Raw genomic sequence first — 16,192 nt, 5'->3', positions numbered from 1 at the left:
GTCGACGGGTGTGTCAGGCGCCGGGTCGGGCGAGCACGGCGCGCACGCCGTCGGCGATGGTCGCCGCGCTGGGCACGTAGTGCTGCTCGAGCGCCGGGCTGAACGGGACGGGCGAGAACGGCGCGCCGATGCGGGCGACCGGGGCGTCGAGGTGATCGAACGCCGCCTCCTGGATCTGGGCGGCGATCTCGGCGCCCAGCCCGGCGAATCGCACCGCCTCGTGCACGACCACGACCCGATTGGTGCGGCGGGTCGACTCGACGATCGTGTCGATGTCCAGCGGCTGCAGGGTGCGCGGGTCGATCACCTCGACCGAGATGTCCTCGGCGGCCAGGGTGTCCGCTGCCGTCAGCGCTTCGTTGGCCATCCGGCCGTAGGCGACCACGGTGACGTCGCGGCCCGGGCGGGCCACGTGGGCCCGGCCGATCGGGATCTCGTAGCGCTCCTCGGGGACGTTGCCGGTCATGCCGAGAAGGCGCTTGTGCTTCACCATCACGGTCGGGTTGTCCTCCCTGATGCAGGAGCGCATCAGACCCTTCATGTCGTAGGGATTGGAGGGGTAGATCACCTTGAGGCCGGGGATGTGGCAGAGGATCGCCTCGAGGCTCTGGCTGTGCTGGGCGGCAGCCGAGAGGCCGGCGCCACCGGTCATCGTGATCGTCAGGGGCAGCGTGGCCTTGCCGCCGAACATGTACTTCAGCTTGGCCGCCTGGTTCACGATCTGGTCGAGGGCGACGCACATGAAGTCCATGAACATCAGGTCGACGATCGGCCGCAGACCCGTCACCGACGCCCCGACACCGAGGCCGATGATCGCCTGCTCGCTGATGGGCGTGTCGACCACACGGTCGGGCCCGAACTGCTTCTGCAGGCCGCCGAACGTGCCGAACACGCCGCCGAACGCGCCGACGTCCTCGCCGGCCACGAACACGTCCGGGTCGTCCTCCATCGCCTGGCGGACGGCCTCGTTGAACGCCGCGACGTACGAGATCGAGCGCTCGGTCGCGACCGCTGGATCGGTGCTGGTGTCGGTCGCCGTACTCACGACTCCTCCTTCCGGGGGCTGCGCCCCCGCTCGCTTCGCTCGCGCCCCATCGCCGCGCCGGCTCGCTGGCGCTCGCGCGGGCGGCAGTCGCTCGCTTCGCTCACGACTCCTCCTTCCGGGGGCTGCGCCCCCGCTCGCTTCGCTCGCGCCCCATCGCCGCGCCGGCTCGCTGGCGCTCGCGCGGGCGGCAGTCGCTCGCTTCGCTCACGACTCCTCGTAGCTGGTGTAGATGTCGGCCATCATCTGGTCGGGTTCAGGGAGGGGGCTGTCCTCGGCGAAGGCGATCGCCCGCTCGATGTCGCCCCGCAGCTCGGCCCACACCGCCTCGAACCGGTCGGCGGTCGCCTGGCCGTTGTCGATCAACCGCTGCTCGAACGTGAAGATCGGGTCGCGCAGCTTCCACTCGGCCACCTCGTCGTCGGTGCGGTACTTGAGCCCGAGGTTCTGCACACCGTGGTGGTTGTAGAAGCGGTAGGTCTTGGCCTCGATCAGGGACGGCCCGCCACCCTGGCGGGCGCGAGCGACGGCTTCGAGCGCCGCCTCGTGCACGGCGACCACGTCCATACCGTCGACGATGACGCCGGGCATGCCGTAGCCGGCGGCCCGGTCGACGATGTCGGTGATCGCCATCGTCTTGTCGCGAGGCGTGAACTCGCCGTACTCGTTGTTCTCGCAGGCGAACACGATCGGCAGGTGCAGCGCGCACGCCATGTTGGCCGCCTCGTGGAACGCCCCGATGTTCGTCGCCCCGTCGCCGAAGAACGCCACCGCCACCTCGCCGTTGCCACGGTACTTGTTGCGGAACGCCGCGCCGACGGCGATCGGCGAGCCGGCGCCGACGATGCCGTTGGCGCCGAGCATGCCGAGGTCGAGGTCGCTGATGTGCATCGACCCGCCCTTGCCGTTGCAGTAGCCGGTGGCCTTGCCCATCAGCTCGGCCATCATGCGGTTGAAGTCGCCGCCCTTGGCGACCAGGTGGCCGTGTCCGCGGTGGGTCGACGTGATCTGGTCGGCGTCGGTGAGCGCGGCACAGACGCCGGCGGCGACCGCCTCCTCGCCCACGTAGAGATGGAGGAACCCGGGCAGCTTCGCCGCCTCGGCCAGACGCCCGGCGGCCTCCTCGAAGAGACGGATGCGCACCATGCGGCGGTGGAGGTCGGCGAGCACCTCAGCGGTGAGCTGGTGGGCGTCGGTACTGATGTCGGTCATCGGTCGGGCCTTTCTCCGGGCGGGTCCGTTGGCGTGGTGTCGCCGCGTGCCCAACGCAGCGATCGCCGCAACAGTTCGTGATACGCCGGCTGCTCCCATGAGCACCGCTCCACTCTCGGGTAGTAGTCGAGCACCGGCACCATGTCGTAGTGCCCGCGGCAGTGGCCGAGCGTGTTGTAGAGCACGGCGCCCTCGCCGAGCGGTCGCAGGTACATCACCGGGTGCACCGGCTCCGTCGCCGTCCAGTCGGACTCGACGAACCCTGCGGCCTCGCCCTGGAACGTCGTGTGCAGGAGGACCTCGAGGTCGTCCCGAGCGGCGTACTCCGACAGGTACAGCTCGTCGTCGGTGTCGAACGGCTCGATGCCGGCGACGAGCCAGTGGTCGGGATCGGTGACGCCGACGCGGTACGGCTGGATCGTCGGATGGGCGATGAACTGGCTGCCGAGCGTGTCGGCCCACAGCGGGAACACTCGCGGCGCGTCGACGCCCTTCGGCGTGCCGAGATCGAGGGCCGCGTTCGTGCCGTGCAGGGCCACCCAGCGACCGCCGGCCTCCACCCAGGAACGGATCGTTTGCTGGGCCTGATCGCTCGGCCGCACGTCACAGGTGTAGCTCACGAGGATCGTGCCGGCCGCGATCGCCCCGGCATCCTCGTAGTCGGGCTGCACGCGGACGCGGAACTCGTCGTGTTCGGCGAGCAGATCGAGGAGCTGCCGACGGGCGAAGTCGATGTCGTGGTACTTGCCGCCGGCGACGAGCGTGACGTCGATCCGGGACCCGGTCGCTGAGCTGGTCATCGGGGCGGGGTCAGAAGTCGACGCGCTTCAGGAAGCCACCGTCGACCGTCAGGTTGGCGCCGTTGATGTGGCGCGCCCGGTCGCTGGCCAGGAAGACGACGGCGTCGGCCACGTCCTGGGCCCGCCCCAGCTCGCCGCCGGGGTGACCCTTCTGGGTCGCCGCGAAGAAGTCGCCCATGTGCTGCTTGATCATGTCCCAGTCGCCGCCTTCGATGAAGATCGGGCCGGGGGACACCACGTTGCAACGGACGCCCTTGGCGCCGAGCACTTGGGCCTGCCCGAGCGTCCAGTTGGTGACCGCCGACTTGAAGGCGCTGTAGCTGCCCGAGCCCGACGCGAAGTGCTCGGCGGTCGCCGTGGTGCCGATGCTGATCACGGCGCCGCCCCCGTCGGCCAGCGCCTCGCCCGCCGCGTCGACGGCGTGCACGAGCGACATCAGGTCGACGTTGAAGTTGTTGATCCAGTCGTCGAGCTTGCGTGCCGGCTTGCCCGAGGTGTTGTGCACGAACACGTCGATGCCCCCGAGCTGGGCGGCGGCGTCGGCGACCCAGGCGCGCACCGCGGCCGCGTCTCCGGCGTCGACGGTCGAGCCGATCGCCGTGCCGCGACCGGAGAGATCGGCGACGGCGGCGTCGACGTCGGCGGCGGTGCGGGCGCAGATGGCGACCGATGCGCCCTCGTCGAGAAACGTCTCGGCGATGGCCCGGCCGAGCCCCTTGGTGGCGCCGGTGACGAGCACGCGCTTGCCGTTGAGACCGAGATCCATGGTGTGTTCCCCCTGAGTTGATGTGTCGAGATCGATGTGTCGAGTTCTGGTCGTGTCCAGTGTGTCCTGCACCTGACGGTTGGTGCCTGGCACCAACCGTCAGCTGACGGACTCAGCGGGGGACGTCGCGCCAGGCGGCGTCCTTGTCGACGCGAGGCTCGGCGGGGAGGCCGAGCACGCGCTCGCCGATGATGTTGCGCTGCACCTCGTCCGAGCCGCCGGCGATGCGGTACCCCGGCGCACCGAGGACGTGGGCGCCCCACTCGTAGGTTCCCCACGCGCCGGTGTCGGCCACGAGGGCGGCGCCGAGCACGGCGCTGATGGCGTCGGACATGCCGTTCATGCCGTTGGTCCACAGCAGCTTGCCGAGCGAGCCTTCCGGACCCGCCGGCTGCCCGGCGCGGCGGAGGTCGGCCGATCGCCGGCTGACGAACTGCTCGATGCGGTGATCCGCGTACACCCTGGCGAGACGCTGGCGCACGACCGGATCGGCGTTCACGCCGACCGCCCGGGCCGTGGCGAGCAGCTGCCGCCATGATCCGCCGACCCGGCCGCCCCCGCCGCCGGCGCTGTCGGAGTGGTCGCGCTCGAAGCCGAGCGTGGTGAGGGCGACCTTCCAGCCGTCGCCCACGTCGCCGAGGCGCATCGAGTCGGGCACCCGCACGTCGTCGAAGAACACCTCGTTGAACGACGACCCTCCGCTCATCTGCTTGATGGGGCGGATCGTCGTCCCGGGGAGGTCCATCGGGATGACGAACGCCGTCATCCCCTTGTGCTTCACCACGTCGGGGTCGTGCCGGGCGATCAGCTCGCCCCAACGGGAGAACTGCGCACCGGAGCTCCAGACCTTCTGCCCGTTGATGACCCACTCGTCGCCGTCCCGTTCGGCCCGGCAGGACAGCCCGGCGAGGTCGGAACCGGCGCCTGGCTCGGAGAAGAGCTGGCAACAGAGCTCTCGGGCGGTGAGGAACCGCGGCACGAGGTCGGCGCGCTGCTCGTCGGTGCCGAACACGCGGACCGTCGGAGCGATCAGGCGCGTCGTCACGCTGTGGGTCTCGTGCCCCGCGGGCGTCTGGTAGCCGCGCTCGAGACGGCCGTAGGCGCGGGCGTAGGCGCTCGGCAGGCCGAGTCCGCCGAGCTCGGTGGGCCAGTCGATGGCGTGATACCCGCGCTCGGCCTTCGTCTGCGTCCAGTCCTGGGCTCGTTGCAGCAGCGCCCGCTCGTCGTTCTCCGACAGGGCGTGGAACACCGACACGTCGAACTCGCCCTTGCCCCAGACCATCTCGTCGTCATGCTCGCCGGAGGAGCGGCGTTCGGCATGCTCGTCGAGGAACGCCGTCGCCTCCGCCAAGAACTCGTCGAGATCGGGAGCAGCACTCATCGTCGGCCAGCCTAATTGACTGATCGGTAGGTTTCGGAAGCCGGAGTCCAGACTCCCGTGGTCAGTGGGCTTGACGGGGCATACTGATCGGGTGACCCGAGCCAGCGCCGCGCGAAAGACTCCCCCTCGCAAGCTCGGGCGCCCTCCGGCGTCACGGTCGGGTGCGACCCGCGAACGGATCCTCACCCATGCCCGAACCACGTTCTCCGAGCTCGGCTACGAGGCCACGACCAACAAGCATCTGGCCCACAACGCCGGTGTCACGACCGGCGCGATCTACCACTACTTCGACTCGAAGTTCGACCTCTACAAGGCGGTCAACGAGGAGGCGCAGCGCGTCGTCTACGACCGCTTCGAGCAACAGGTCGCCGATGCCGAGACGTTCGTCGGCGGCATCGAGCGGGTGCTCGACACCTCGCACGAGTTGAACAACACCGACCCCAGCCTGGCCCGCTTCCTCGGTGCGGTCCGTATCGACGTTCGGCGCAACCCCGAGCTTCGCGACGTGTTCAAGGGATCGACGCGGCGCAGGGAGATGTTCTTCGAAAGCCTGGTCGACCTCGGCATCAAGACCGGAGAGGTCCGCAAGCGCGACCGGCTGCGGATGGTGGCGCTCATCCGCGTGATGCTGATCGGTCTGGTCGACGCCGTCTCCGACGATCCCGACACCCACCTGGCGGCGATCGAGGCGATCAAGATGCTCATCGAGGGCAACCTGATCAAGCGGGCCTGAGCGGCCCGCCGGTGCCGGCTCAGACGAGGGTCCAGCCACCGTCGACGGTGAGCGTGTGGCCGGTGACGTAGTTGGCCGCCGCCGATGCGAGGAACAACACGGCGTGGGCGATCTCTTCGGGTCGGCCCGGGCGACCGAGGGGGATGTTGGCGCTGCGCTGACGCATCATCGGGCCCATCAGCCCCGACGGCGACGAGTCGGCCGGCCACAGCGGTGGCAGCTCGCCGGAGCGGATCTTCGCCAGCGTGGGCACCGGCACGTTCCCCGGCGCGACGCCGTTGACGCGGATGCCGTGCGGCGCGAGGTCGACGGCGAGTGAACGGGTGAACTGGATGACGCCCGCCTTGGCCGAGTCGTAGCCGGTGCCGAGGCACGGCAGGATGCCGTCGACCGACGCGATGTTGACGATCGCGCCCGGGCGCCCGGCGGTCACCATGGCGGTGGCGGCGGCCTTCGAGCAGTGGAACACCCCGGCCAGGTTGACGTCGATCGAGCGCTGCCAGGACTCGGCGGTCTGATCGAGGATGCTGCCGGCCTCGAGGTACGTGCCGGCGTTGTTCACGAGCAGATCGATGCCGCCGACGGACGCCGTGGCCGCTTCCACGGACGCGGGATCGGTCACGTCCATGGCGACGCCGGCGCCGCCGATCGCCGCGGCGACCCGCTCGGCACCGTCGACGTCGCGGTCGCCGATGGTGACATCGGCACCGGCGGCAGCCAGGACCGTGGCGATCGCCTCGCCGATCCCGGTGGCCCCGCCGGTCACGAGCGCCTTGCGACCGTCGAGGGCGAGGAGCTGTCCGATCTCTGGCTGCATGGGGCGGAACATATCGCGTGATACGGAACCCTCCTATCGCGCGATATGTTCTGCGGCCATGGGGATTCTGGAGGGGCAGGTCGCGTGCATCACGGGTGGCACACGCGGCATCGGGCGAGGCATCGCCGAAGCGTTCTTGGCGGAGGGGGCGAGCGTCGTCATCAACGGGCGTGACCCGGCGAAGGCGCGGGCGACCATCGACGAGCTCGACGCCGGCGAGCGGCTGTACTTCATCGCTGGCGACGTGTGCAAGCGCGAGGACTGCGAGGCGATCGTCGACGGCACCGTCGAGCGCTACGGGCGGCTCGACATCGCCGTACCGAACGCCGGCGGCAGTTCGGGGTTCGCACCTGTGGCCGAGACCACCGACGAGGCGATGAACCTCGCGATGACGTGGATCTTCTGGCACACGTTCTGGGTGATGCGCCGGGCGTTCAAGTACATGATCCCCCAGGGATCGGGCCGGATCATCTCGGTCGGCTCCCTCGAGGGCAAGGTCGGCAAGCCGGTGATCAGCCCGTACGTGTCGGCGAAGCACGCCGTCAACGGGCTCACCAAGTCGGCGGCGCAGGAGGTCGGCCCGCTCGGGATCACGGTCAACGTGCTGTGCCCGGGCGGCATCGAGACGGACATGATGACCGAGGCCGGCCCGGCTGCGGCCGAGGCGATGGGCTTGACGTACGCCGAGTTCCTCCAGTGGTTCGCCAGGGAGTCGGCGATCAAGCGGCTCAACGACGTCGCCGACGTCGGCGCCGTGGCGCTCCTGCTGGCTTCGGAGGCCGGTGCCGGCATCACCGGCTCGGCGATCTCCATCGACGGCGGCACGTCGCCGTACTGATCCGGCGCCCGGCTTCGCAGCACAACGACAGAACGACAGAGGGGGACAGATGGGGAACACGGCGGCATCGCTCGAGGGTCGGGTGGCGTGCATCACGGGAGGGACGCGCAGCATCGGGCGCGGGATCGCCGAGGCCTTGCTGGGCCGTGGCGCATCCGTCGTTGTCAACGGGCGCGACGCAGAGAAGGGGCAGCGCTGTCTCGACGAGATGGGCGCTGGTGACCGGGCGAGCTTCTTCGCCGGAGATGCCGCCAAGCAGGCCGATGTCGAAGCGTTGGTCGACCACACCATCGAGCGCTACGGCCAGCTCGACATCTGCGTCCTCAACTCGGGTGGCGTCGCGGCGACTGCGCCGGTCCACCTGATGACGGACGAGGAGTGGACCCTCGAGGTCGACTGGAACCTCAACCACGTCTTCTGGGGGATGCGCCGGGCGTTGCAGCACATGATCCCGCGGGGCAGCGGGCGCATCCTCGTCACCTCGTCGGTGGAGGGGAAGCTCGGCAAGCCGGGCCTCCCCGGCTACGTGGCCACCAAGCACGCCGTCAACGGTCTGGTGAAGGCGGCCGCCCACGAGGTGGGGACGCTCGGCATCACGATCAACGCCATCCTGCCCGGGCTCGTCGAGACCGACATCGTGCAGGCGACCGGCCCGGCGTCGGCGACGGCGATGGGCCTCGACTCCTACGAGGCGCTGCTCGACCTGTTCGCGCAGGAGTCGGCGCTGAAGCGGCTCAACACGGCCGCCGAGGTGGGCGCCGTCGCCGCGTTCCTCGCCAGCGACGCGGCCCGGAACATGACCGGCTGCCTGTTCCCGGTCGACGGCGGGACGATGCCCTACTGACGACCGTACCGACGAAAGGAGTCGACATGTTCGGGGGAATCGCCAGCTGGGTCGCCAACTGGGCACGGCTGAGGCCGGATGCGCCGGCCATCGTGTTCGACGACGAGACGACGACATGGCGGGAGTACGACGAGCGGGTGGACCGCTGGGCCCATGCACTCCGGTCGTGCGGGGTCGAGCGCGGTGACCGCGTCGGTCTGTACATGCACAACCGGCCCGAGTTCCTCTACGTCTTCTTCGCCGCAACCCGCCTGGGTGCGATCGTCGTGCCCGTCAACCACTTCCTGAGCCCGCGAGAGGTCACCTACTCGCTCGATCATTCCGGCGCCAGGGTCGTCGTCACGGACGGCGACTTCGCCGCCGTCGTCGACGAGGTGGCGCCGAACCTGCCCGTCGAGCACTGGCTGAGTGCCGCCGACCCACCGGCCGCCGTCACCGACGGTCCCCGGCCCGAGCCCGTGGCGGTCGACGTCGGTCTCGACGACCCCGCCGTCATCCTCTACACGTCGGGCACCACGGGCCGGCCCAAGGGGGCGGTCACCACGCACGGCAACATCTTGTTCTGCACCATCCAGTGGGCGATCCAGGTGCGCCACGCTCCCGGCGACGTGCACATCTGCCACTTCCCGCTCGCCTTCACCGGCGGCACGATGTCGGCGACGATGCCCGCCGTCCACTGCGGCGTCACGATGGTGCTCGAGCGGGCCTTCGACCCCGGGCGGACGCTCGCCGCCATCGAGCGTTACCGCATCCCGTTCGTCGCCGGCGTGCCGACGATGTGGAAGGCGATGCTCGATCACCCCCGGTTCGCCGACACCGATCTCTCGTCGCTCCGGCTCGGGTTCATCGGTGCCGCCCCGGTGCCCCTGCCGTTGATCGAGGCGTGGCAGGCGCGCGGTGTTCCGTTCGCCCAGGCCTACGCCCTGACGGAGGGCAACGGTCTCGGTCTCTACCTGCCGCCGGAGGACATCGAGCGCAAGCTCGGCTCGTGCGGCGTCAGCCTCCTCTACTCGGAGGGCAAGGTGGTCGACGATTCCGGCGGCGAGTGCGCTCCCGGCGAGGTGGGCGAACTCGTGCTGCGCGGGCCCGTGGTCTTCGCCGGGTACTGGAACGATCCCGACGAGACGGCCCGAACGCTCGTCGACGGCTGGTTGCACACGGGCGACCTGGCCTCCCGCGACGACGAGGGGTACTTCACGATCGTCGACCGCAAGAAGGACCTGATCATCTCGGGAGGCCTCAACGTGTACCCCGCCGAGGTGGAGAGCGTGCTGTTCGGAGTGGACGGGGTGCGTGAGGTGGCCGTCGTCGGCGTACCCCACGACACGTGGGGCGAGGAGGTGGTGGCCGTCATCGCCGGGTCACCCGAGCTGACCGCGGACGCCGTGCTCGCCGAGGCGCGCCGGGGGCTGGCCGCTTACAAGGTGCCCAAACGGGTGCTCTTCGCCGACGAGTTGCCCAAGACCATGTCAGGGAAGATCCGCCGGCGTGACGTCCTCGCCGATCTGCAGCGTTCCCCGGCCACGCAGGCCGAGTTGCAGCGTTCCCCGGCCACGCAGGCCGCGGCCGACCGCTCGCTCGCCGGCGCTCGCTCGCTCGCTGGCGAGGACGACTCTTGAGCTCCACCGGCGGTGCCGTCGTGAGCGGTCACGAGGGACGGGTCGCCGTGGTGACCGGCGCCGCGTCGGGCATCGGTCGAGCGCTCGCCCAGCAGCTCGTCGCCGGCGGTGCCCGCGTGGTCGCCGTCGACCTGGTGGCACCGGAGTGGGCCGACGGCGACGACCGCGTCATCGGTCTCACCGGCGACGTGGCCAGCGAGTCGGACAACGGCGCAGCGGTCGCCACCGCCGTCGATTGCTTCGGCCGCCTCGACGCGGTGGCGTTGAACGCCGGTGTGCCGAGCCGCGGCGATCTCGTCGAGATGCCGCTGGCCGACTTCGACCGCACCGTGGAGGTCAATCTCCGCGGTGTGCTGCTCGGCATCCGCGCCGCCGTGCCCGCGCTGCGCGCCGCTGGCGGCGGCCGCATCGTGGCCACGGCGTCGACGTCGGGCATCGGCGCCGACCCGGGGATGTGGGCCTACAACGCCTCCAAGGCGGCGGTGATCAACCTCGTACGCGGCGCGGCCATCGACCTCGCCGCCGACGCCATCACCGTCAACGCCGTCTGCCCCGGTCCCACCGAGACCGGCATGACCGCCCACGTCGAGCGGTTCCCCGAACGCAAGGAGGCGCTGCGCCGCCACGTGCCGCTGCAGCGCTGGGGCCGCCCCGAGGAGGTCGCCGCCGTCATCGCCTTCCTGCTGTCTCCGGACGCCAGTTTCGTCACCGGCGCCGTCGTCCCGGTGGACGGCGGCATCACGGCCTCGACCGGCCAGTTTCTTCCCCCCGAAAGGACACCGTCATGACCGACCATCCCGAGAACTACGAGGACGTCACCGTGTACGGCCTCGACGACGACGTCGAGGAGCAGCTGCTGCTCGCCCACAACGAGTGCACGTTCATCTGGTCGAACAAGGAGGGCTGGCCGGTCGGCGTGATCATGTCGTACGTCTGGCGCAAGGGCTGCTTCTGGCTGACGGCGTCGTCGCAGCGGGCCCGGATCTCGGCCGTCCGCCGCGATCCGCGTGTGTGCGTCGTCGTGACGTCCACCGGGTCGCCGTTGCCGCGGAACAAGACGGTCACGTGGAAGGGCACGTGCACGCTCCACGACGACCAGGAGACCAAGGACTGGTTCTACCCGGAGCTCTCCCGGGCGATCAATCCCGACGATCCGGCCCGGGCGAAGGCCTTCCAGTCGTTCCTCGACTCGCCGCGGCGCGTGATCCTTCGCGTCGAGCCGACCGAGCGCATCGGCTACGACGGGGCCAAGATGCGCGCGGCGACCGCCGAGTGGATCGAGTCCCGCACGACCGCCTGAGGTCCCTGACGGGATGTGCCTGGGAGCCGCGCGGAGAGGTGTATGTCGCTGCCGTTACGGGAGGTGCCTGGCACCATCCGTCACGCGTCCAGGGTTCACGAAGAACCTCTCCGCACACCCTCGCGGCACTATCTCGCGGCGGCGACGACGGGGGCGAAGGTGGCGGGCACGTCCAGCCAGCCCGCCGGGTCGGCGACGCCGGACCAGAAGTTGTGTTCGATGATGAAGTCGTCGAAGCCCTGAACCGCGGCCGCAGCCGCTTCGGCGCACAGCCGCTCGACGGGATCGTCGGTCGGTGTCGGCGCGTGCGGGAACTGCACGAAGCTGCGGTGGTGCATCGTCAGCGGGGCCATCCCGACGGGACGGTCGGCGTTCATCGTCCCCAACGCCACGGCGGCGGCGTCCACCGTGAGGCCGGCCGGGTTCCAGCCGTCGAAGAGCAGCCGGGTGCGCTCCAGGCCGGCCGGGCTCCACATGCCCGACAGCAGCGGCGGGCGGGGCTGCTGCACCGGCTTCGGCCGCACCACGCACTCGCTGAGTGTGAACGAGGGGCTGTCGAAGCTGACCGGATCGTCACCCCAGCAGGCGAGCAAAGCGGGCACGAAGTCGTCCATCCGCTTACCGCGGGTGGCGATGTCGGTGCCAGAGGCCTCGTGCTCCTCGTCGGACCAGCCGACGCCCAGCCCGACCGACAGGCGGCCGCCCGACAACACGTCGATCGTGGCCAGCCGTCCGGCGAGCTGGGCCGGCCAGTGGTTGCCGGCCACGAGGATCGATGTGCCGACGCGCGCGGCCGACGTCCAACCGGCGACCGCGGCGAGCAGCTCGGTCGGGGAGAGGACGCTCTGGTACTGGCGGGGGATCGGCGCGTCGGGACGCCCCGCGTAGCCACGCCGGGGCTGGAGGGGCCACATGAAGTGGTCCTGCACCCACAGGCTGGTGAAGCCGTGCTCCTCGGCCCGGTGGCAGAACTCGCGAAGCAGCGTCGGTGACAACCCGTCGCCGAGCTGGGGCAGGCAGAGGCCGACACCGGTCATCTCGGAACCTCCTCGTGTCGTGCCGCCGCCCACTCGCGGGCGTCGGGGGACGCCACCCACGCGATGGCGTTGGCGAGCGCCCGCCGATACGACGGATCGGCGTACGTGACGGGACCGTCACCGAACTGGAGGTAGACGACCGGGCTGCGTCCCGCGGCCTTCGCCCACGCGACGAGGTTCGACCCCGGAGGGTGCGACCAGCCGTCGTTGCGGTTGCGGACGCCACGGATCGCCTGGTCGGCGGAGAAGAACTGCGCCGGGTCACCGGTGGGGAACGACGTCCGCATCAACGGGACGACGCGGTCCTCGAACACCGGAGCGCAGTAGAGCTCGTCGGTGAGCGAGAACGACGGTCCGAGCCCGGCGCAGACCGGATGGGCCGGGTCGAGCACCTCGACGGTGTGCTCGACGTCGAACCGGTAGCCGCTGTCTGGGTACTCCGTCCCGCACAACGTGGCCGGTTGGTAGTGGAACCGTCCGCCGACGAGCTCGGCGTAGGCCGGCCACGCCGGCCAGCCGGCCACGGCGTGGTGGAGGAAGACGAGGCCGGTCCCGCGCTCGCAGAGTCGTGCGATCGCCGCGCGCTGATCGGGCGTCGGCTCGACGACCTCGACCGGTGGATCACCGCGAGTGAACCGCAGCCCCGGCATGTCGTAGAACACGACGACGTCGTGGCCGTCGCCGGGTTCGGTGGCCGATGTCCAGGTGATCGAGTCGAGCGAGTCGAAGACGGCGAAGAAGGGCTCGGCCTCGAACGGGTGGCCCCCCGTGACGACCAGCGTGTCGACGGGACGGTCGCCCACCGCCCTCACCGGCCCGTCGTGTGGGCGGGCGCCGGGGTCACGCGGTGATTGCCGATCTGCGGGCCGCCGACCCAGCCACACAGCTGGGGGTCGCACTCGCGCAGATCGCCGCTGAGCCAGCGACCGGTGATGGTGAAGACCCCCTGGCGATCCCCGTCGGTGACGCGGATGTGGCCCTCGCCGTCCTGCTCGTAGAGCGCCTTGGTGAACGGGTGCACGATGCCGTTCACCTGCGCACCTCCACCGGTGTCAGCGCGGCGATCTCGTCGGCGTCCTCGCCGACCCACTCGGTGAGCATCTCGTGCAACCAGCGCACCTTCGACTCTTGGTAGTTGGCCAGCGTGATGCCCGGCTTGAACGTCGCCTCGAGCCCGCGCTGCACGTTGCACATGTTGAACGTGTCCTGATCGAACACCTTGGCCAGCATGCCGAGCTCGGCGGCGTTGGTCCACGGCTCGTCGACGCCGAGCACGTGCATCGGCGCCGGCGCCGGGCGCTCCCCGGTGAACGGCGACAGGAAGAACACCTCCATGATCGAGCTGCGGTGATCGTCGCCGTTGGGGCGGAACCGGTACACGATGCGGTTGAACGCCCCCCACGGATGAAAGTTCGGGAAGAGCGTGTAGTCGAGGCTGTCCATCATCTCGGCGTCGCTCATCCCGTCGACGGCGTCACCGACGATCGGCCGCCACCGCTCACGCGCCGCCGCGGCGCCGGCAGCGCGAGCCGTCTGGCCGTCGGACAGCGACACCGGGAGATCCTGGTCGACGCGGATGTCGAGCATCGCCCGCATCATCTCGTCCTGCGACGGCTCCCAGCCGAGCAGTGGGCTCGGGGTGCCGCCCGGCGTGATGACCCGCGCGAAGTTGTCCCACACGTCGACCTGCGAGTTGGTGTCGCCGAGGTAGGGGAGGATCTGCGGGTGCGTGGCGTTGACGTGGAACGCCTCGCAGAACGCCTCCTGGGCGATCTTCCAGTTGGCCTCGATCACCTTGGCCACGTGGGCCTCGACGTAGCGGTTGCCGAGATCCCAGATGTCGAAGTGTTCGGCGAGCCCGCTGATGAACTCCTCGAACGGGGCGGCGTCGGGATCGGGGTTGACGAATACGAACCCGGCCCAGGTGCCGACGCGGCATTCGGGAAGACGGAAACCGTCGGCGCGGCTCTCCACGTGTGGGAAGTCCCAGCCCGCGGGCACGTCGGCGAGCGCCCCGTCGAGGGTCCAGGCGAAGCCGTGGAACGCGCAGCGGATCTCCGAGCAGTGCCCTTCGTGATCCTTGAGGCGGCGGCCGCGGTGGAGGCAGGCGTTCGGGAACGCCTTGATCGAGCCGTCCGTGGTCCGCATCACGATGAACGACAGCTCGGCGATCTCGTAGACGATGTGATCGCCGGGTTCGGGGATGTGCTCCTCGCGGCACGCGAACTGCCAGACGCGTCGCCAGAGCCGCTCCACCTCCAGCCGGTGGTACGACCGCGACGTGTAGCGCGTGCGAGGGACGTCGTGGTCACCGAGGAAGCGCGGCGACTCGAGCCGCAGCACATCCGGAACCGGGTGAGTGTCGCCGTCCAGCAGCTGCTGATAGGTGATGCCGGGCGAGCGGGCCCCGGTCTCGGTGGCGGTCATCGTCACAGTATTGACCGGTTGATTAGTTTCCGTCCAGACGTGCCACAATTGCGTTCCCCGGCCACGCAGGCCGCGTGTGGACGCTCGCTCGCTGGCGCTCGCTTGCTTGCATCGAAGGAGACGACATGGCGGATCACGAGGACTACGAGGACCTGACCGAGTGCGGCCTCTCCGCGGAGCTCGAGCAGCAGCTCGTCGCCACCGCCAAGGAGTGCACCTTCATGTGGACCAACCGCGATGGCGAGGCGTTCGGCGTGATCATGGCGTACCTGCCCAAGGACGGGAAGCTGTGGCTGACCGCGGCGGAGCGCCGGGCGCGGATCAGCGCGCTGCGCCGGTTCCCGCGGGCCGCCGTCTGCATCAACAGCACCGGATCGTCGATGGGGCCGGCCAAGACCGTCAGCTACAAGGGGTCCTGCGTCATCCACGACGACCGGGAGACCAAGGACTGGTTCTATCCGGAGTTCGCCAGCTACCTGCGGCCCGACCCGGCGGCGGCCGAGGTGTTCCGCAACTTCCTCGATTCGCCGCACCGCGTGATCATCGAGTTCACACCCGACTACACCTTGAGCTTCGACGGCGCGCTGATGTGGGCGCGGTCTCCCGGCGTCAACGGTTGAGTGGGTGCCGCGCCGCTCAATCGGCGCCGAGCGCGGCGTCGAGCAGGGCGAGCTGACGCTGCGGCGGCCACGACTCCGGATCGAACATCGCCTGCATCGCCACCCCGTCGATCGACGCGATGAGCTGCTCGGCACGCTCGCGGGCGGTGGCGGCGTCGACCCCGTCGGTCGCCTCGACCAGGGCGGCGACGTTGGCGCGGAACGCCCGGTAGGCATCCCGTTGCACGGTGGCCAGCTCGGCGTCGCCCGCCGCCTGCGACAGGAACGCCGCGGTCACCAGCCAGTGCATCCGCCCTTCCTCGTCCAGCGGGAGGGCGGCGGCGAGCTCGTCGCGCAGCCGCTGCGCGGGTGGCGTGTCCTCGGTGTGGCTTCGGGATGCCACCCTCCGCCGGATCGACTGCTGGAGCGTCTGGCGCAACAGTTCCCGCTTGTCGGCGAAGTAGTGGTTGACGACGCCCGTCGTCCATCCGGCTTCGGCGGCGATGTCGCGCATCGTCGCCGCCCCGAGCCCGCCCCGCGCGATCAGGCGCATCGTCGCGTCGACGATCTCGCCGCGGCGCTGGTCGACGTCCACCACCTTGGGCATGCCGCCGAGGGTAGCAAGGCGTTGACCGGAGATATGTCAGCTGATATATATCAACTGTCCAGTATCCCGCTCGTGGGGGAGCGACCGGCCGACGCGGTCGGGACGAAGACCAGGGGGGTCGCAGTCATGGTTCACGTGCCGACACGGGGGGATGTTCCGGTCCGCCTCGG

Annotated in this window: 18 protein-coding genes; 7 read left to right on the top strand and 11 right to left on the bottom strand. The window is 70.1% G+C overall.

The features are described 5' to 3' along the window. Window positions 1-13: 13 nt before the first annotated feature. From DN771_RS10170 to DN771_RS10150, 5 genes are all read right to left on the bottom strand, one after another. On the bottom strand, window positions 14-1,045 hold the full coding sequence (locus DN771_RS10170; RefSeq protein ID WP_116997239.1) for an alpha-ketoacid dehydrogenase subunit beta: 1,032 nt from the start codon (window positions 1,043-1,045) through the stop codon (window positions 14-16). A 204-nt stretch (window positions 1,046-1,249) separates the two neighbouring features. Beyond that, the gene (locus DN771_RS10165; RefSeq protein ID WP_116997238.1) at window positions 1,250-2,254 is read right to left on the bottom strand and encodes a thiamine pyrophosphate-dependent dehydrogenase E1 component subunit alpha; all 1,005 of its coding nucleotides are present in this window, start codon (window positions 2,252-2,254) and stop codon (window positions 1,250-1,252) included. Then, window positions 2,251-3,054, bottom strand: a complete 804-nt coding sequence (locus tag DN771_RS10160; RefSeq protein ID WP_116997237.1) for a ThuA domain-containing protein — start codon at window positions 3,052-3,054, stop codon at window positions 2,251-2,253. Before DN771_RS10160 ends, DN771_RS10165 begins: the two co-directional genes overlap by 4 nt. 10 nt (window positions 3,055-3,064) lie before the next feature. Further along, on the bottom strand, window positions 3,065-3,820 hold the full coding sequence (locus DN771_RS10155) for an SDR family NAD(P)-dependent oxidoreductase (RefSeq protein WP_116997236.1): 756 nt from the start codon (window positions 3,818-3,820) through the stop codon (window positions 3,065-3,067). Between the two features lie 112 nt (window positions 3,821-3,932). Then, window positions 3,933-5,201, bottom strand: a complete 1,269-nt coding sequence (locus tag DN771_RS10150) for an acyl-CoA dehydrogenase family protein (RefSeq protein WP_116997235.1) — start codon at window positions 5,199-5,201, stop codon at window positions 3,933-3,935. Between the two features lie 91 nt (window positions 5,202-5,292). Here DN771_RS10150 and DN771_RS10145 point away from each other — a divergent pair, with 91 nt between their 5' ends. Further along, on the top strand, window positions 5,293-5,934 hold the full coding sequence (locus tag DN771_RS10145; protein WP_162941772.1) for a TetR/AcrR family transcriptional regulator: 642 nt from the start codon (window positions 5,293-5,295) through the stop codon (window positions 5,932-5,934). Between the two features lie 19 nt (window positions 5,935-5,953). Here DN771_RS10145 and DN771_RS10140 read toward each other — a convergent pair whose 3' ends face one another. Continuing rightward, a complete protein-coding gene (locus DN771_RS10140) occupies window positions 5,954-6,751 on the bottom strand; it encodes an SDR family NAD(P)-dependent oxidoreductase (RefSeq protein ID WP_162941771.1) in 798 nt (265 codons plus the stop codon). A gap of 58 nt (window positions 6,752-6,809) precedes the next feature. Here DN771_RS10140 and DN771_RS10135 point away from each other — a divergent pair, with 58 nt between their 5' ends. Genes DN771_RS10135 through DN771_RS10115 form a run of 5 tightly spaced genes read left to right on the top strand, consistent with a single transcriptional unit; the run spans window position 6,810 to window position 11,352 of the window. Beyond that, complete coding sequence (locus DN771_RS10135; protein ID WP_116997232.1) at window positions 6,810-7,589, top strand: SDR family NAD(P)-dependent oxidoreductase; 780 nt, start codon at window positions 6,810-6,812, stop codon at window positions 7,587-7,589. 49 nt (window positions 7,590-7,638) lie between these two features. Further along, complete coding sequence (locus DN771_RS10130; RefSeq protein WP_116997231.1) at window positions 7,639-8,433, top strand: SDR family NAD(P)-dependent oxidoreductase; 795 nt, start codon at window positions 7,639-7,641, stop codon at window positions 8,431-8,433. 26 nt (window positions 8,434-8,459) lie between these two features. Then, window positions 8,460-10,052, top strand: a complete 1,593-nt coding sequence (locus tag DN771_RS10125) for a class I adenylate-forming enzyme family protein (RefSeq protein ID WP_116997230.1) — start codon at window positions 8,460-8,462, stop codon at window positions 10,050-10,052. Between the two features lie 20 nt (window positions 10,053-10,072). Beyond that, window positions 10,073-10,840, top strand: coding sequence for an SDR family NAD(P)-dependent oxidoreductase (locus DN771_RS10120; protein ID WP_116997280.1), 768 nt, complete (start codon window positions 10,073-10,075; stop codon window positions 10,838-10,840). Next, window positions 10,837-11,352: a pyridoxamine 5'-phosphate oxidase family protein gene (locus DN771_RS10115; RefSeq protein ID WP_116997229.1), complete on the top strand. Its 516-nt coding sequence runs from the start codon at window positions 10,837-10,839 to the stop codon at window positions 11,350-11,352. Before DN771_RS10120 ends, DN771_RS10115 begins: the two co-directional genes overlap by 4 nt. Window positions 11,353-11,480: 128 nt before the next feature. Here DN771_RS10115 and DN771_RS10110 read toward each other — a convergent pair whose 3' ends face one another. From DN771_RS10110 to DN771_RS10095, 4 genes are read right to left on the bottom strand one after another with little or no spacing between them, the layout of a single operon-like run. After that, entirely contained in the window at window positions 11,481-12,389 is a 909-nt protein-coding gene (locus DN771_RS10110; RefSeq protein WP_116997228.1) for a TIGR03619 family F420-dependent LLM class oxidoreductase, read from the bottom strand. Continuing rightward, window positions 12,386-13,192: a ThuA domain-containing protein gene (locus DN771_RS10105; RefSeq protein WP_116997227.1), complete on the bottom strand. Its 807-nt coding sequence runs from the start codon at window positions 13,190-13,192 to the stop codon at window positions 12,386-12,388. Before DN771_RS10105 ends, DN771_RS10110 begins: the two co-directional genes overlap by 4 nt. Before the next feature lie 5 nt (window positions 13,193-13,197). After that, entirely contained in the window at window positions 13,198-13,422 is a 225-nt protein-coding gene (locus tag DN771_RS10100; protein ID WP_116997226.1) for a hypothetical protein, read from the bottom strand. Further along, window positions 13,419-14,816 (bottom strand): aromatic ring-hydroxylating oxygenase subunit alpha, encoded by a 1,398-nt coding sequence (locus DN771_RS10095; RefSeq protein WP_116997279.1) that lies wholly within the window; start codon window positions 14,814-14,816, stop codon window positions 13,419-13,421. Before DN771_RS10095 ends, DN771_RS10100 begins: the two co-directional genes overlap by 4 nt. A 125-nt stretch (window positions 14,817-14,941) precedes the next feature. Here DN771_RS10095 and DN771_RS10090 point away from each other — a divergent pair, with 125 nt between their 5' ends. Then, on the top strand, window positions 14,942-15,436 hold the full coding sequence (locus DN771_RS10090; RefSeq protein ID WP_205528514.1) for a pyridoxamine 5'-phosphate oxidase family protein: 495 nt from the start codon (window positions 14,942-14,944) through the stop codon (window positions 15,434-15,436). Between the two features lie 16 nt (window positions 15,437-15,452). On the opposite strand, the gene DN771_RS10085 is transcribed toward DN771_RS10090, so the two are convergent. After that, window positions 15,453-16,022, bottom strand: coding sequence for a TetR/AcrR family transcriptional regulator (locus tag DN771_RS10085; RefSeq protein WP_116997225.1), 570 nt, complete (start codon window positions 16,020-16,022; stop codon window positions 15,453-15,455). Window positions 16,023-16,192 lie beyond the last annotated feature (170 nt).

Origin of the sequence: Desertimonas flava, from assembly GCF_003426815.1 — a bacterium.
GTDB lineage: Bacteria > Actinomycetota > Acidimicrobiia > Acidimicrobiales > Ilumatobacteraceae > Desertimonas > Desertimonas flava.
The sequence above is the reverse complement of the archived record's forward strand: the minus strand, read 5'-3'. Positions and strand labels throughout refer to the sequence as shown.

Excerpts from the sequence above, each read along its gene's own strand:
- DN771_RS10140 (WP_162941771.1), bottom strand. The coding sequence starts at position 6,751 with ATGCAGCCAGAGATCGGACAGCTCCTCGCCCTCGACGGTCGCAAGGCG.
- DN771_RS10135 (WP_116997232.1), top strand. The coding sequence starts at position 6,810 with ATGGGGATTCTGGAGGGGCAGGTCGCGTGCATCACGGGTGGCACACGC.
- DN771_RS10115 (WP_116997229.1), top strand. The coding sequence starts at position 10,837 with ATGACCGACCATCCCGAGAACTACGAGGACGTCACCGTGTACGGCCTC.
- DN771_RS10110 (WP_116997228.1), bottom strand. The coding sequence starts at position 12,389 with ATGACCGGTGTCGGCCTCTGCCTGCCCCAGCTCGGCGACGGGTTGTCA.
- DN771_RS10125 (WP_116997230.1), top strand. The coding sequence starts at position 8,460 with ATGTTCGGGGGAATCGCCAGCTGGGTCGCCAACTGGGCACGGCTGAGG.
- DN771_RS10095 (WP_116997279.1), bottom strand. The coding sequence starts at position 14,816 with ATGACCGCCACCGAGACCGGGGCCCGCTCGCCCGGCATCACCTATCAG.
- DN771_RS10130 (WP_116997231.1), top strand. The coding sequence starts at position 7,639 with ATGGGGAACACGGCGGCATCGCTCGAGGGTCGGGTGGCGTGCATCACG.
- DN771_RS10090 (WP_205528514.1), top strand. The coding sequence starts at position 14,942 with ATGGCGGATCACGAGGACTACGAGGACCTGACCGAGTGCGGCCTCTCC.
- DN771_RS10155 (WP_116997236.1), bottom strand. The coding sequence starts at position 3,820 with ATGGATCTCGGTCTCAACGGCAAGCGCGTGCTCGTCACCGGCGCCACC.
- DN771_RS10085 (WP_116997225.1), bottom strand. The coding sequence starts at position 16,022 with ATGCCCAAGGTGGTGGACGTCGACCAGCGCCGCGGCGAGATCGTCGAC.
- DN771_RS10160 (WP_116997237.1), bottom strand. The coding sequence starts at position 3,054 with ATGACCAGCTCAGCGACCGGGTCCCGGATCGACGTCACGCTCGTCGCC.
- DN771_RS10150 (WP_116997235.1), bottom strand. The coding sequence starts at position 5,201 with ATGAGTGCTGCTCCCGATCTCGACGAGTTCTTGGCGGAGGCGACGGCG.
- DN771_RS10165 (WP_116997238.1), bottom strand. The coding sequence starts at position 2,254 with ATGACCGACATCAGTACCGACGCCCACCAGCTCACCGCTGAGGTGCTC.